General features: G+C 39.4%; 15 protein-coding genes and 1 pseudogene. 2 read left to right on the plus strand and 14 right to left on the minus strand.

The features are described 5' to 3' along the window. Window positions 1-9 precede the first annotated feature (9 nt). On the plus strand, window positions 10-462 hold the full coding sequence (locus IGI46_RS15110; protein ID WP_429973760.1) for a GNAT family N-acetyltransferase: 453 nt from the start codon (window positions 10-12) through the stop codon (window positions 460-462). A gap of 144 nt (window positions 463-606) precedes the next feature. Continuing rightward, window positions 607-1,902: an MATE family efflux transporter gene (locus IGI46_RS15115; protein ID WP_207704448.1), complete on the plus strand. Its 1,296-nt coding sequence runs from the start codon at window positions 607-609 to the stop codon at window positions 1,900-1,902. Between the two features lie 20 nt (window positions 1,903-1,922). On the opposite strand, the gene dnaJ is transcribed toward IGI46_RS15115, so the two are convergent. The 14 genes and pseudogenes from dnaJ to IGI46_RS15185 all read right to left on the minus strand — a co-directional run bounded on the left by dnaJ (window position 1,923) and on the right by IGI46_RS15185 (window position 14,284). Continuing rightward, window positions 1,923-3,086, minus strand: a complete 1,164-nt coding sequence (dnaJ, locus tag IGI46_RS15120; RefSeq protein ID WP_429973761.1) for a molecular chaperone DnaJ — start codon at window positions 3,084-3,086, stop codon at window positions 1,923-1,925. Between the two features lie 156 nt (window positions 3,087-3,242). Beyond that, window positions 3,243-5,072 carry a molecular chaperone DnaK gene (gene dnaK / locus IGI46_RS15125; RefSeq protein WP_207702503.1) on the minus strand — a complete coding sequence of 610 codons (1,830 nt, stop codon included), beginning with the start codon at window positions 5,070-5,072 and terminating at the stop codon, window positions 3,243-3,245. A 35-nt stretch (window positions 5,073-5,107) separates the two neighbouring features. After that, a complete protein-coding gene (gene grpE / locus IGI46_RS15130) occupies window positions 5,108-5,641 on the minus strand; it encodes a nucleotide exchange factor GrpE (protein ID WP_429963871.1) in 534 nt (177 codons plus the stop codon). Window positions 5,642-5,701: 60 nt separating this feature from the next. Continuing rightward, complete coding sequence (locus tag IGI46_RS15135) at window positions 5,702-5,902, minus strand: hypothetical protein (protein WP_429973762.1); 201 nt, start codon at window positions 5,900-5,902, stop codon at window positions 5,702-5,704. A 14-nt stretch (window positions 5,903-5,916) separates the two neighbouring features. Further along, a complete protein-coding gene (gene hrcA, locus IGI46_RS15140; protein ID WP_429973763.1) occupies window positions 5,917-6,957 on the minus strand; it encodes a heat-inducible transcriptional repressor HrcA in 1,041 nt (346 codons plus the stop codon). A gap of 122 nt (window positions 6,958-7,079) precedes the next feature. Then, entirely contained in the window at window positions 7,080-8,249 is a 1,170-nt protein-coding gene (gene hemW, locus IGI46_RS15145; RefSeq protein WP_429973764.1) for a radical SAM family heme chaperone HemW, read from the minus strand. A 339-nt stretch (window positions 8,250-8,588) separates the two neighbouring features. Next, window positions 8,589-9,398: a triose-phosphate isomerase gene (locus tag IGI46_RS15150; RefSeq protein WP_429973765.1), complete on the minus strand. Its 810-nt coding sequence runs from the start codon at window positions 9,396-9,398 to the stop codon at window positions 8,589-8,591. Between the two features lie 82 nt (window positions 9,399-9,480). Further along, a pseudogene (fsa, locus tag IGI46_RS15155) lies at window positions 9,481-10,118 on the minus strand (fructose-6-phosphate aldolase). A 51-nt stretch (window positions 10,119-10,169) separates the two neighbouring features. Further along, window positions 10,170-10,823, minus strand: a complete 654-nt coding sequence (locus IGI46_RS15160) for a bifunctional 4-hydroxy-2-oxoglutarate aldolase/2-dehydro-3-deoxy-phosphogluconate aldolase (RefSeq protein WP_429973766.1) — start codon at window positions 10,821-10,823, stop codon at window positions 10,170-10,172. A 16-nt stretch (window positions 10,824-10,839) separates the two neighbouring features. Further along, a complete protein-coding gene (locus tag IGI46_RS15165) occupies window positions 10,840-11,250 on the minus strand; it encodes a PTS sugar transporter subunit IIA (RefSeq protein WP_429973767.1) in 411 nt (136 codons plus the stop codon). 11 nt (window positions 11,251-11,261) lie between these two features. Next, window positions 11,262-12,092, minus strand: coding sequence for a PTS system mannose/fructose/sorbose family transporter subunit IID (locus tag IGI46_RS15170; protein ID WP_429973768.1), 831 nt, complete (start codon window positions 12,090-12,092; stop codon window positions 11,262-11,264). Between the two features lie 4 nt (window positions 12,093-12,096). Continuing rightward, window positions 12,097-12,861 carry a PTS mannose/fructose/sorbose/N-acetylgalactosamine transporter subunit IIC gene (locus tag IGI46_RS15175; protein ID WP_429973769.1) on the minus strand — a complete coding sequence of 255 codons (765 nt, stop codon included), beginning with the start codon at window positions 12,859-12,861 and terminating at the stop codon, window positions 12,097-12,099. Window positions 12,862-12,872: 11 nt separating this feature from the next. Beyond that, window positions 12,873-13,349: a PTS sugar transporter subunit IIB gene (locus IGI46_RS15180; RefSeq protein ID WP_429973771.1), complete on the minus strand. Its 477-nt coding sequence runs from the start codon at window positions 13,347-13,349 to the stop codon at window positions 12,873-12,875. Further along, the gene (locus IGI46_RS15185; protein WP_429973772.1) at window positions 13,349-14,284 is read right to left on the minus strand and encodes a phosphoglycerate dehydrogenase; all 936 of its coding nucleotides are present in this window, start codon (window positions 14,282-14,284) and stop codon (window positions 13,349-13,351) included. Before IGI46_RS15185 ends, IGI46_RS15180 begins: the two co-directional genes overlap by 1 nt. Between the last annotated feature and the right edge of the window lie 83 nt (window positions 14,285-14,367).

Genomic DNA, 14,367 nt, shown 5'->3' on the forward strand with positions numbered 1-14,367 from the left:
GGTGGAAACATGAATTTGTTCCTTCAACCAGTAAATGAAAAAAATTGGCGCCAAGTAGTTCAGCTAAAAGTTCATTCTAAGCAAGCAAATTTCATTGAGAGCAATGCCCAATCATTATTGGAGGCGGCTTATGACTATTCTCTGCACTGGCACCCTTTGGCCCTATATGATGAGAATACTTTAGTGGGCTTTGCGATGATCGGTGCGCTTCACGAAGAAAGCATGTGGCTGGATCGAATTATGATCGATCAGCAGTTTCAAGGAAAAAGTTATGGCAAGCATTTTATTCCCTTACTACTAGAACATATGCAACAAACTTTTCCTGTTCATCGAGTCTATCTAAGTGCTCATGAAGAAAATGAAAAGATCTTTGCTTATTATCAAAAGCTGGGATTTATTGATTCGAACGAACATGATCCAGCAAACGGCGAACGGATTATGTATTACAATTTTAAAAAATAAACATTGCCTTTTAAAGCAAGAATTGCTAGAATGAAGGAAATTAAACGGACACTTAAGCAAAATCGCCGGGTTTTGTTTGGAGTAGTTGACTATCCCATAGGCCAATGGAGGATAGCAGCTGCTCTTTTTTTTGGAGGTTAAAAAATGAAAGAAATCAAGGGTTATGTCACACGGAGTGTTTTTAGTACATTAGGCTTATCGTTGTACATTTTAGCAGATACTTTTTTTATTGCGAATGGAGTTGGGGTAATGGGCTTAGCAGCCTTGAATATTGCCCTGCCACTATTCAATCTGTTAAGTGGTTTAGGGTTGCTTTTAGGCATGGGCGGTGCTACTCTTTTTTCTTTGAACAAAGAGAAAAGCAATTACTTTTCTCAGTTAATAGTAGCCGGAACAGTTATTGGTTTGTTTTTCACGGTACTTGGCATCTTTTTTGCTCATCCTATTGCTGGCTTATTAGGCGCTAGCACGGATACCATCGCATATACAACTACCTATATGCGATTTATTATGATCATGGGTCCCTTCTTTATTTTAAACAATCTATGCTTGGCATTTATTCGAAATGACCAGAATCCACAATTAGCAATGAAGGCCATGATAAGCTCCAGTATATTTAATATTATTTTTGACTATGTATTTGTGTTCATCTTCCATATGGGAATGTCTGGGGCCGCCCTGGCAACAGTTTTATCTCCAGTGGTAAGCTTGTTGATTTTAAGCACTCACAGACGCTTTTCAAAACGTAAGATTTCCTTCGATTGGACCATTCCGCAGCTTGGAACGGTCTGGAAAAGTACGCAGCTGGGGCTGTCATCCTTTTTGGCCGAAATGAGTACTGGGGTTAGTATTTTAGTTTTCAACCAAGTCCTTCTATCATTAAGCGGAGATATTGCAGTAGCAGCTTATGGCGTTTTAGCTAATGTATTGATCGTTGGTTTATCTCTTTTCACTGGGGTAGCTCAAGGTATTCAGCCGCTAGTTAGCAAGGCAGCCAGCATAAAAGATGACAAGAAAATTCAGCAAATTTTGCGTTACGGATTGAAGGTTAGTGCCAGCCTTGCAATCGTTTTGTATATTGTACTTTTCTTTCTCAAATATCCAATTATTCAAGTCTTTAATCGCGACAATAATCAGTTTTTAACCGAGATTGCGGCTTTCGGCATTCCGATCTTCTTTCTATCGTTGTTTGCCTCCAGCTTCAATGTGGTCTTTAGTATTTTCTTTTCTGCTGTTGGACAGGCAAAGCAAGCTTTCATGCTAGCCTTGGCTCGGGGATATTTCCTGCTGATTCCGCTTGTAATTTTATTGGCTCAAAGCTTTAATTTACTGGGTGTTTGGATTAGTTTACCATTAACAGAACTGATTACATTGAGCATGTCCTTCTTCTTTCTGCGACAATACTGGCAACTGCACATCAAAAAAAGTGATCCGATTTAATTTCGGATCACTTTTTTACTTTATTTTTTTCCGCCGAATGCATCTTTAACTTTCCCAAAGAAACCTTCGTCTTTTTGTTCTGTCACCGTTTGACCACCCGCTTCAGCAAAGGCACGTAAAGCGTCTCTTTGCTGCTCGTTTAAGTTCTTTGGTGTAATAATTTGTACGGTTACTTGCTGATCACCAGTAGTGTTACCGCGTAATTTTGGTGCTCCTTTGCCTCTTAGGCGGAATTTCGTACCCGTTTGAGTTCCAGCTGGAATCTTTAATTTCACGTCACCATGAACAGTTGGAACAGCTACTTCATCTCCTAAAGCCGCTTGAACAAAACTCAATGGTAAAGTGTAATAAATCTCTGCACCTTCACGATCAAAGATATCGCTTTGGGCTACCTTGAAGACCACATACAAATCGCCATAAGGACCCCCGTTTACGCCTGCTTCTCCCTGGTCAGCCAAACGCATTTGTTGACCATCCTCTACACCTGCAGGCACATTCACTTTTACAGTGTGTGGACGTTTTTCATGACCTGAGCCATGACAAGTGGGGCATGGTTCTTTAATTTCTTTACCGGTACCATGACAAACATCACAGGTTTGTCGGCTCATTACCCGGCCAAGCGGAGTCTGGTGTTCCACATTAATCGATCCTGAACCATGACATTTATGGCAGACAACAGGTTCTGTCCCTGGTTTAGCACCGTTACCATGACAAGTATGACAGACTTCTTCCCGGTTGTATTTGATTTCTTTTTCTACGCCGAAAACAGCTTCCTCAAAATCCAAATTGATTGAATATTGCAGGTCAGCACCTTGTCTTGGAGCATTTGGATCAGCTTGCCGACCTCCACCACCGAAGAATGACTCGAAAATGTCTTCGAAGCCAAAGCCTGCGTTGCCAAAGCCTCCGCTTCCACCGCCGAAGCCACCAAATCCGCCAGCGCCACCACCAAAGTTGGGATCAGTTCCTGCATGTCCATACTGATCATAGGCTGCCCGTTTCTGAGGATCACTTAATATTTCATAAGCTTCAGAAATTTCCTTAAATTTATCTTCGGCATCAGACTCTTTATTAATATCTGGGTGATACTGCTTGGAAAGCTTGCGGTATGCTTTTTTTATCTCATCATCCGAAGCCCCTTTTTGGACCCCCAGGACTTCGTAATAATCGCGTTTGTTAGCCATTGGCTTCCCTCCATCTTTTTAACATCTTATGTATTGTATCATAATTCAAAATCGATACGAGTATTTTCTCGGATTTTTTTGATCTAAAAGCCAATTTTTTAAAGGAAAATAAAAAGCCAAAGCGATGACTTTGGCTTTTTATCGACAGGCTAATTACTACTTATCATCATCGTCTACTTCTTCAAAATCAGCATCTACGACATCATCCGCGCCGCCTTGCGCTGCTTCTGGATTTTCTTGAGCTTGTTGTTGTGCTGCTTGTTCGTAAAGTTTTACTGTTAAGTTTTGAACGATTTCGTTCAATGCATCGCGTTTTTCTTTCATTTGTTCTAAGTCGTTAGCTTCAACTGCAGCCTTCAACTCTTCGCGCGCATCTTCAGCTTTCTTCACTTCATCCGCATCCACTTTGCCTTCTAATTCCTTCAATGTTTTGTCAACAGAGAATAGTAAAGCGTCGATGTCATTACGTAAGTCGACTTCTTCTTTGCGGGCTTTATCGGCTTCTGCATTTGCTTCTGCGTCTTTGACCATGCGTTCGATTTCGTCATCAGACAAACCTGAAGAAGATTTAATTGTGATTTTTTGTTCTTTTTGTGTTCCTAAGTCTTTGGCAGAAACATTTACAATACCATTTTTATCGATATCAAAGGTTACTTCAATTTGAGGAATTCCACGTGGTGCTGGTGGGATATCTGTCAATTGGAATCTACCTAATGTTTTGTTGTCGCTAGCCATTGGTCGTTCTCCTTGAAGAACATGAATATCAACAGCTGGTTGGTTATCTGCTGCGGTAGAAAAGACTTGTGATTTACTTGTAGGGATCGTTGTGTTGCGATCGATCAATTTAGTAAATACACTACCCATCGTTTCAATACCCAATGATAGAGGAGTTACGTCTAGTAAAACAACATCCTTCACATCACCAGTAATTACGCCACCTTGGATAGCAGCACCCATTGCTACTACTTCATCTGGGTTTACTGATTTATTTGGTTCTTTACCAGTTTCTTTGCGAACTGCTTCAACAACAGCAGGAATACGAGTTGAGCCACCAACTAAGATAACTTCATCAACTTCAGATTGAGACAATCCAGCATCTTTCAATGCCTGACGTACTGGAATTTTTGTACGTTCAACTAAATCAGCAGTAATTTCGTCAAATTTTGCACGAGACAAGCTAGTTTCCAAATGCAAAGGACCAGCATCGCCAGCAGTGATAAATGGTAAACTAATTTGAGTTGAGCTTACGCCTGACAAATCTTTTTTCGCTTTTTCAGCGGCGTCTTTCAAACGTTGCATTGCCATCTTATCTAATGAAAGATCTACACCGTTTTCCTTTTTGAATTCAGCAACCAAGTAATCAATGATTTTGTTATCAAAGTCATCCCCACCTAGCTTGTTATCTCCAGCTGTTGAAAGTACGTCAAATACGCCGTCACCTAATTCAAGGATTGATACGTCAAAAGTACCACCACCAAGGTCAAATACCAAGATTTTTTGATCTTTATCTGTTTTATCTAAACCGTATGCTAGTGCTGCCGCAGTTGGTTCGTTGACGATACGTTCAACTTCCAAACCAGCAATTTTACCAGCATCTTTGGTTGCTTGACGTTGAGAATCATTAAAGTATGCAGGAACAGTAATAACTGCTTTTTCAACTTTTTCACCTAAGTAGTCCTCAGCAAAACCCTTGATGTATTGTAGAATCATCGCTGAAACTTCTTGAGGTGTATATGATTTTCCTTCGATTTCAGTTTTGTAACCTGCTTCACCAATGTGACGTTTAATCGAAGAAATTGTGTTTGGGTTGGTTACCGCTTGACGCTTAGCAACTTCCCCTACTTGAATCTCACCATTTTTGAAAGAAACAACTGATGGTGTTGTACGATTTCCTTCTGGATTAGCAATAATTTTTGCTTCTCCACCTTCTAAAACTGCTACAGCAGAGTTGGTTGTACCTAAGTCAATACCAATAATTTTACTCATAATTGAACGCACTCCTTTTATAATTTTTATCTATATTATTGTGCTACGATAACCATTGCTGGCCGCAACACACGATCGTGTAACTTATAGCCCTTTTGTAGGACTTCAACAATAGTATCCGCCGCGACATCATCACCGGCTGGAATTGTTTGAACTGCTTGGTGAAGATTCGGGTCAAAGGCCTCTCCCGAAGCTTTAATTTCTTCAATGCCTTCTTCTTTCAATGCATGATGCATGCTTTCCAGAACCATTTCTACGCCTTTTTTCAAACTGACACCTTGTTCATTGGAAACTTCAGTTGCCATCGCCCGCTCTAAATTATCTATTGCTGGAAATAATTTTTTTGCTAAATCCTGAGAACGGTATTTTTGCAGCTGTTCTCTTTCATTGCGGTTGCGATTGGTAATATTGGCAATTTCTGCTCTTGCTCGCAAGTATTGGTCTTCAAGTTCCTCTACTTTTGCTTGCAAAAGTTCTTCTTGGCTTGCTTCGATTACTTCTTCCGTCATTTCCTCAGCGCTTGTTTCAACCTCATTTTGTTGTTGCTCATTTTTTTCTTCTTCACTCAACGTTGGGGCCCACCTTTCTTCCCTCATTTTTGATTCAGATGATTTAAAAGGGAGTCTAATTTACTTCTTTTCTTCTTTGCTTTCTTCGAATGCTTCCGCAAATGCTTCAGTTTGTTCTTCAGTCATTCCGGAATCATCTACTGCATCTTCAGAAAATTCCTCATATTTCGTTTTTTTATTTTCAAAAGCTTTAGCGGTTGCTTCGGCTTCTTCCTCAGATACGCCAGACATATCTACTGCTTCTTTGTCGACTTCTTTCATAATCCGCATCTCCTTTATTGGTCAAGATCAAGCGAACGATAATAATCCGCCAGCTTGTCTCCCAACTCCCTGCGAAATACATCGATCAAGCTAAACATTCGGGAATAAGGCATACTTGCTGGTCCCAACAATCCGATTATACCCTTTCCATGTCCTTCGATCTCGTAACTTGCTTGGATCAGGCTCATGTTCTCAAAAAGCTCGTTGCCCAGTTCCGAGCCTATCCGAATATGGATTGGCGAATTAAAAGGTAGCAGTAATTGTGTCAGTTCACTAGGGTTTTCCATGAAGGAATACATCATCTTAAATTGATGTACATCTGGGTTATGATTGTAATTTAAAATATTCATTCCACCACTGACAAAAACCTTTTCTTCAAAAGCTTCATTTAAAATGATATCAAACAAATTTGAGATCCCATCAGTGGTTTGAAAATACCTGTGCAGAATCATAGGGATTTCCGTCCGCAGTTTTTGATACACTGTCAGAAGTGGCTCACCAACTAACCGATCATTGATAATCGCGACCATTTTTTCCAGATCACTACTAGCTACATTGTCAGGAATACGAAAAACTTGGCTTTCAACGTTGCCACGATCCGTTACGATAATGGCTAAAATCTGCTTGTCATTTAAAGGTACAATTCGAAAACCCGTTAATTTACGGTCTTTCATTTCTGGTCCTGATGAAAAAGCAGTGTAGCTGGTTACCTGTGAAAGAATATCCGCAGATTGCTGAATGATATCATCAATCTCATGAATATCTTTTTTTAAAGAAGATCGGATCTGATCCACCTCTTGCTTCGTGACCTTCGCTGGCGTCAATAAATGATCCACGTAATAGCGATAGCCTTTCATGGATGGAACTCGTCCAGAAGAAGAATGTGTCTTTTCCAACAAACCGTATTCTTCCAATGCCTTCATGTCGTTTCGAATAGTCGCTGAACTAGCATTGACGCCTTCTTCCATCAATTTTTTTGACCCAACCGGTTGTCCGTTGGTAGTAAAATGCTGGATGATTAAACTAAGAATTAAATTTTGTCGTTCTGTTAACATTTTTCTTCACCCTCTGGTTAGCACTCTTTCTTGATAAGTGCTAACTCGATTACTAATATATCACACTGACACTAGAAGTCAAGCAATAACATACAAAAATTAGCACTCTCGACACAAGAGTGCTAATTTGTTTCTTCGATTAAAAATTGCTCAAAAACATCATTTCCACGAAACAGTCCTTTTTGCGTTAGCACCAAGGATTTTGGCGTTTCTACCAATAACTCTTGAGCAACTAATTGATCGATTTTTTCTTGATAAATATCCCCTAGTGAACAATTAAATTTTTGATAAAATTTTTGTTTTTCCACCCCTGACAGCTTCCGCAAACCTAAAAACATTTCCTCTTCAATTTGCGCTTTGCGAGTGAGTATTTCTTCTTCAATCACTGGCAGCTGCTGCTCTTTTAAGAGCTTTAAATAATGTTGAATCGGTCCATGATTTTTGTAGCGTAAATTCCCTAAGTAGCCACTGGCACCTGCTCCGATTCCATAATAATTTTCATTGTTCCAGTAAACTAAATTGTGCTGACTTTCAAAGCCTGGTGCGGCAAAATTGCTGACTTCGTATTGCAAACGTCCAGCTTTGGTCATGGCTTCAATCGTTTCTAGGAACATTTGAGCCTCCAGTTCCTGATCCGGCATCTGCAGCTTGCCCCGGCGTACCCAGTTCATGAACATCGTTTTATTTTCCAGAATCAGTGAATACAACGAATAATGAGGTAAGTCCAACTCCAGGGCGCGTTTCACTGTATCTCGGAAGCTTTCTAGACTTTGTCCTGGCAACGCATAGATCAAATCAATTGAAACATTGGAAAAAGCTTTTTCTTCCAATAAAGTAATTGTTTGATACACATCCTCAGCAGTGTGCTTGCGGCCAATTTTCTTTAACAGCCGATTATCGAAGGTTTGCACCCCCATCGACAAACGATTAACGCCGTAGTTTTTCATGACATCTAATTTATCGGCTGTCAAATCACCAGGGTTCGCCTCAACTGTAAATTCTCCTTCAGTAAATGGCATGATTTCCCGCAAACCATTTAACAGACGATCCAACTGGGAAGCACTTAAGGAAGTCGGTGTGCCACCCCCTACATAAAGAGTTTTACTATTAGTAGCTGGGGATTGTTCCTGCAGCAGCTGCGCCTCTTTCAGCAACGCTTCAATGTACTCGTCCACTGGTTGTCCTTCAATAAATACTTTATTAAAATCACAGTAGTAACAGATATGCTCACAAAATGGAATGTGAATGTAGGCAGAAACATCGTCATTGTTAGTTCTATGTATATGTGTCATTTTTCAATTTTCCTCTCAAAAAAGGCTATATCAATTTTAAACCTTGCATCCTATCATTTAAATCCTAAACGTCCTCTTTTCGGTTAATCCATGGTTAGCGAAACTCTTCAGAAGTGTCTATTGATAAATAATAGAAACATAAGATAGGTAATTTGATAAAAGAATCCTCTCTTATGCTCTAAGTGATTTTAACACACTCTCTTTTTTTATTCCCCTATCTTCTCATCCGCTTATCCTTTCTCAACATTTTAACTGTAATTTCCTTTTTCTTACTCCTGGAAAACAGAAGCAAAACAAAAAGGAGAAACATTTCTCCTTTTTATAAATTCCAATAAATTATCAGCATTTAGCCTGTCTGACGACTTCGACTGTTTCGTGCAGTCTTTCTGGCTTACTTCCAAAGCGCCCTAAAAGAACTCCGTCCAAATCAGCTAAATTTAACATGATTTTCGTATTTTCCGGACTAACGGTACCGCCATAAACGATTCGAGTATTCTTCGCTTTTTCTCCAAACATTTCCTTCAAAGAATCCCTTATGATTGAAACGGCTCGCTTGATGTGCGGAGCACTTGCAGCCTTTGTTTTCCCGACGGCCCAAGCAGGTGTGTAGGCAATAACGATTTTATCTAGCTTATCACGGTCAATCCCATATAAAGAATTAAAGACTCGTAAAAAAAGTTCACTCTTCAAATCTTTTTCATAATTTGGATTTTTTATTTCATCGAGGACATTATTTGCTTCGTTTTCTTCCATTTCACCGATACAAACAATGGGAGAAACATTGTATTGTAGAGCCAATTTTACTTTTTTATTAATTGTTTCGTCCGTTTCGTTGTATAGCTTTCTCCGCTCCCAGTGTCCCAATTCAACAAACTTCCCCTGCATCTCAACCAAAGATTGGATTGAAAATTCACCACTGAGCTCACCTTGATCAATCACTGCCATATTTTGAGCGCCGAAGTGAATCAGACTTCCTGAAAGAACTTCAGCAACTTGTTGAATTGTTCCCATTGAAGGCAGAAGTACAATTTCAATTACTTGGTTTTCTGACTCACGCTCGCGAATTTCACCTGCATATTCTTTTGCTTCTGCAACAAGGTTTTGTCTCATAGACCAATTCATTATAACAATAGGTTTCCTTTTGTTCATTTTTAATCAACTCCATTCTACATCAAGTTGAAACGATAAGAGCTTATTACCCTAACAGTTATACAAATGCTGATACTCTTTTCTATTTCTGGTAAGCCATCCAATCTTTCTCGAATTGTTCAATACCGCTGTCCGTCAACGGATGACTCCACAATTTCGGGAAGATCGTTCCAGGAATAGTTGCAATGTCTGCACCTAACTCTGCTACTTTTTCCACATGGCCTAAGCCGCGAATACTTGCTGAAATGATCTCTGTTTTGAACATATAGTTATCCAAAACAGTGCGTAAATTTTCAATCAACTCGTAACTATCCGTTCCTATGTCCTCTAACCGTCCCAAGAAGGGACTAATATAGGTAGCACCTGCTTTAACAGCCATTAAACCTTGCGCAACAGAAAAAACTAATGTCACATTTGTTTTAATCCCTTCTTTAGAAATTATATTTACCGCCTTTAATCCTGCTTCTGTCATAGGAATTTTGACAACAACATTTTCTGCCCACTGACTTATTTCTCTGGCCTCCTCAATCATTCCATCTGCATCAATCGAAGTGACCTCTGCACTTACAGGGTCCTCAACCAGAGCGCAGATTTCCTTAATCACCTTTTCTTACACTCTCGCACAATGATTGTTGGATTTGTCGTCACACCATCTACCAGTCCAAGTTCATTGATTCGTTTAATTTCATTAATGTTTGCCGTATCTAAGAAAAACTTCATTTTTATTTGCTCCTATTCAATCTCTTATTAAATTCCTAACAATTTTATTGATTAGTTAGCAGAAACAATTTGCACTAATTCCCGAGCGTGCTCAGTCAGTACATCATAGTCTCCCGCAGCAATATGCTCTTTATTTGTCAGATAATTACTGATTCCAGCACCCGAGAATCCTCCATTTAAATAATCAGCCAAATTGTCGGGAGTTACTCCTGCGGTGGCAATCAGCTTAACATGATTGATCGGACCTCTGATATCCTTTACGTAGCCTAATCCCAGCGAACCAACTGGAAATACCTTAACAAAATCAGCGCCTGCCTCATAAGCCTCTAAAATTTCAGTTGGTGTCAAAGCACCTGGAATAGAAACTAAGCCTAGTTTTTTTGTCTGCTTGATTACTTCTGCATTTGTATTCGGTGAAATAATATATTTTGCTCCCGCTTTATATGCGGCATCGACTTGTTCTACTGTAACTACTGTGCCTGCTCCCACGCTAACTTTCCCCTTGAACGTTTGGGATAATTCATTAATTGCTTTAGGTGTTTTTGTAAGACACGCCTCATCATTTTGATCAAAGGTAACTTCTACGAGGCGTACGCCTCCTCTTTCTAACGCGATGACTAAATTAATCAGCTCATTGCCATAGGTACCACGGCAGATTGCTACAATTTTGTTTTCTTCGATAAATTGAACCGTTTCTTTACACATATTTTCGCCTTCTATTCTAAAAGTTTATTTTTTCTCTTAAGTTAATGACACTATTCTCAGCAAGCTCCATGCAATGATCAACGAGATGATCCAGTTCCATTGTTTTTCTCATACTTAAAACTTCCAATAAAATGGGTAGGTTTGTACCTACTATACATTCAATAGTATGGGTTGCTCCAAGTTCGTTCATTGCCATGGCTGCCATATTTGTCGGGCTGCCTCCATACAAATCTGTGAGAATAAGCATCCCTTTTCCTTGGTCCAATCTTTTCACAGCCTCAATAATGCGCTCTTTCAAGCCTTCAACACTGTCTCCATGGTTTAACCCCACAGACTCGATCTGGTCTACCTCACCAAAAATCAAGTTGGATGTGGCAATTAACTCTTTCCCCAAATTTCCATGCGTCGCTACTAAAACACCTATCATCCTATTTCCTCCTAAAATAACCCAATCAACACACCAACAATAGCAATTAGAATTAAAATAATTAATACTTTACTTGAGCTGACCTTTTTGTTAAGCAAATGCAACGTTAGAAAAATCAATCCCAAAGGTAAAATATTCAAAATAATTTTATCCAAGATTTCTTGGATAACCAGATCATTTTCTCCAAAAGTAAATTTTAGCGCTGTAGTCAATTTGACTGTATTGGCCGCCAAACCTCCAATGGTAATAGCCCCCACTGCCGTTGCACCAGTCATTAATTTTTCTAATTTTCCGCTGGCAAAGATATCATTAATTCCTTCTTTTCCTTTTTTATATGCCCCGCGGAACAAACCATAAGAAATCCCATGATTAATGCCCAAGGTGGCTACCATATAAAAAATGGGTCCTAAGAAGTTGCCCGCAACTCCCATCGCAATCGCAATTGAACCAATTATAGGGATCAGTGTTCCTTGTCTCAACGTATCTCCAATTCCCGCCAATGGTCCCATTAACCCAGTTTTAACTCCACTGATATCTTCATTAGATATCGGTAAGCCATTCGCCCGTTCTTCTTCCATTGAAAGAGTAATCCCAACAATGATCGGACCAATCAGCCAAGCTTCACAATTAAAAAATTCCATGTGGCGCTTGATAGCCTCTCGTTTCTCTTCTTCGTTATCCCCATAAAATTTTTGAATAGGGCCAGACATAGCAGACAAAAATCCAGGTGCTTGCAGCCGTTCAAAACTATAAATCGCCTGACACATCGAACACCAAGTCCAGTATGTTTTATTCAAATCCGCCTTCGTTAATGTTTTAGTTTTAATCAATGTTTCTTCCATCCTTTTAGCCCTCCTGACTTTCTGGGAATTTAAGATCTGTATAGAAATATGCTAATATTGCAGCTAGAATTGCTAGCAAAATAATCGGTATTCCTGAATAACTAATCGTAAAAAATCCTAATAAGAAAAATGGGATGATCCCTTTGCGGTTACTTATAATTCGTACGGTTAAAGCAATCCCCAATGCTGGTAAAATCCCACCGATAGTCGTCAATATTTCCAACGGCGTTCCTGCTAGTATATCCAGAATTGACTTAACTGCGTCCCCTCCAAAATAAACAATGACAAAAACAGGAATAGCTGATAGGGCGAAAGTTAAGAGCTGTCCAGGAACCAACTGAATAAACCACATTTTTTTCAGATTTCCTTCTTCAGCCTCTTTGTCCAACCAATGAACAAAAAAAGAATTGATGGTCATTCTAAAATTCCATATTAATGTTCCTACAAGGCCAAAAGGTACCGCTAAAGTCAAGGCAACTCCAGGATCTGAAGCAGTAATCAAGGTCAAAGCGGTTCCAACTACACCCGCGATTCCAGGTTCGCTGGCAATCGCTCCACCAGTCACAATAAAACCTAAAAACAGTGTGTTGATAGTAGCCCCAACGATCAGCCCCTGAATCGGATCTCCAAGTATAATACCGACAACCGTTCCCGATACGATAGGCTGCCTCAAGGAAACTGAACCTAGTCCAGCTAACCATGGCGGCGAGGCAACAGTTAAGTAATAAAGAATTCCTAAAAGAATTGCCTGAAAGATACTGATTTGCATGTTTATTCCCCCTATTTAAGTACGTTTTCAACTTTCATTGGTGTATCTTCAGATAAAACCTGGATAAATACATCCATCCCTTTTTGTGCTAATGCTTTTAACGATTGTCTTTCTTCCTCGTTAGCTGAGATATTCCGATAAAGCACTTCTCGACCAGTCTTTGCTCCCATGCCGCCCACACAAACACTTGGAATTTTCACTCCTTGATCGGAAAGTTTTTCTAATTCCATCGGTGTTTTGACTAGAAGAAAAACTTTTCCATTATTCCCTTCTGCGTTCAAATAATTAGCCGACTCTTCAGTAGATAATACTTTCAAACCGATTTTAGCTGGCATCGACCCTTTCATAATCACCGTCATAAAAGAATCTTTTGCGGTTTTATCGTCTGAGATGACCACCTCTGAAGCTTTAGACAGCTGCAGCCAAGCTGTCATGACCTGTCCATGAATCAGCCGATCATCAATCCTAGTAAATACAATCTCTTTCATCATTTTCCTCCTTGATTTTTCAAATAATTAACCACGTTTTTCGCCGATATATAGGACATTTTGTTACTTGCTTCTACTGTTACAGCCGCATTATGAGGGGTCAGTGTGACATTGTCCATCGTATAATAATCGGTATCTATATCTTCAACAGACAACTGAGCGTCTACCCCATAGCCGAAAAGCTTTCCAGAATTTAAAGCTTCTTTGATTGCTTCATCATCAACTAATTGTAAACGAGCTGTATTGATTAACACCGCATCATTTTTCATCTGTTTAATACTCTCCTGGTTGATTAAAGGCTGAGAAGAAGGATCGCCCGGAATGTGTAGTGTGATCACTTCAGCTTCTTTCAAAATTTCTTCGATTGAAGCTTTCTTGACATTGTATTTAGTACAAAAGTCTTCATCATAGAAAAGATCAAAAGCTAGTAGTTCACAATTGAATCCCTTCACTCTTTTGGCCACTTCTTTTCCAATTGCCCCAAGCCCAATAATTCCAACCTTTTTATTGCATAGATCAATGCCTTCCTTCTTTTTCCAGCCTTCTGTCCTTAACATGCGATCCGCATAGCTGACACCACGACAAACATCTAACATCAAGGCAACAGTATAATCTGCCACAGCTTCGTTATTACTATTTTTTGTAACAGTTAAGCCAATGTCGTATTTTTCTAAGTATGCAGTATCAATATTATCAATGCCAACACCATACCGTGAAACCATTTTTAATTTTGGGGCTTTTTTCAAAACTGCTTCATCTAAAATTTCAGTCCCCAAGATCACAGCCTCTGCATCTGCAATTTCCCCAATAAATTCCTCCTTATTCATAATTCTTTTGTACTTATTTAAAACCACCTCGAAACCATTTTTCTCCAATAACTCTTTTGCCTGATTACTAAATTTTCCAAAACTATTGGAAGTAACTAAAACTTTCATGCAAATCCTCCTAAAGCGTTTCCATTTGTTAATGAGAATATATCACGGATATCTTCTACCACAAAATTTGTGTTTTTTTATAC

The sequence above is a fragment of the Enterococcus sp. AZ163 genome (assembly GCF_050498925.1).
Lineage (GTDB): Bacteria > Bacillota > Bacilli > Lactobacillales > Enterococcaceae > Enterococcus_A > Enterococcus_A ferrettii.

What these genes read in the sequence shown, in the direction of transcription:
- hemW (WP_429973764.1), bottom strand. Translation starts at nt 8,249, where the DNA reads ATGACACATATACATAGAACTAACAATGACGATGTTTCTGCCTACATT.
- IGI46_RS15150 (WP_429973765.1), bottom strand. Translation starts at nt 9,398, where the DNA reads ATGAACAAAAGGAAACCTATTGTTATAATGAATTGGTCTATGAGACAA.
- hrcA (WP_429973763.1), bottom strand. Translation starts at nt 6,957, where the DNA reads ATGTTAACAGAACGACAAAATTTAATTCTTAGTTTAATCATCCAGCAT.
- IGI46_RS15180 (WP_429973771.1), bottom strand. Translation starts at nt 13,349, where the DNA reads ATGAAAGAGATTGTATTTACTAGGATTGATGATCGGCTGATTCATGGA.
- IGI46_RS15175 (WP_429973769.1), bottom strand. Translation starts at nt 12,861, where the DNA reads ATGCAAATCAGTATCTTTCAGGCAATTCTTTTAGGAATTCTTTATTAC.
- IGI46_RS15170 (WP_429973768.1), bottom strand. Translation starts at nt 12,092, where the DNA reads ATGGAAGAAACATTGATTAAAACTAAAACATTAACGAAGGCGGATTTG.
- IGI46_RS15110 (WP_429973760.1), top strand. Translation starts at nt 10, where the DNA reads ATGAATTTGTTCCTTCAACCAGTAAATGAAAAAAATTGGCGCCAAGTA.
- IGI46_RS15135 (WP_429973762.1), bottom strand. Translation starts at nt 5,902, where the DNA reads ATGAAAGAAGTCGACAAAGAAGCAGTAGATATGTCTGGCGTATCTGAG.
- dnaK (WP_207702503.1), bottom strand. Translation starts at nt 5,072, where the DNA reads ATGAGTAAAATTATTGGTATTGACTTAGGTACAACCAACTCTGCTGTA.
- IGI46_RS15160 (WP_429973766.1), bottom strand. Translation starts at nt 10,823, where the DNA reads ATGTGTAAAGAAACGGTTCAATTTATCGAAGAAAACAAAATTGTAGCA.
- IGI46_RS15115 (WP_207704448.1), top strand. Translation starts at nt 607, where the DNA reads ATGAAAGAAATCAAGGGTTATGTCACACGGAGTGTTTTTAGTACATTA.
- IGI46_RS15185 (WP_429973772.1), bottom strand. Translation starts at nt 14,284, where the DNA reads ATGAAAGTTTTAGTTACTTCCAATAGTTTTGGAAAATTTAGTAATCAG.
- IGI46_RS15165 (WP_429973767.1), bottom strand. Translation starts at nt 11,250, where the DNA reads ATGATAGGTGTTTTAGTAGCGACGCATGGAAATTTGGGGAAAGAGTTA.
- dnaJ (WP_429973761.1), bottom strand. Translation starts at nt 3,086, where the DNA reads ATGGCTAACAAACGCGATTATTACGAAGTCCTGGGGGTCCAAAAAGGG.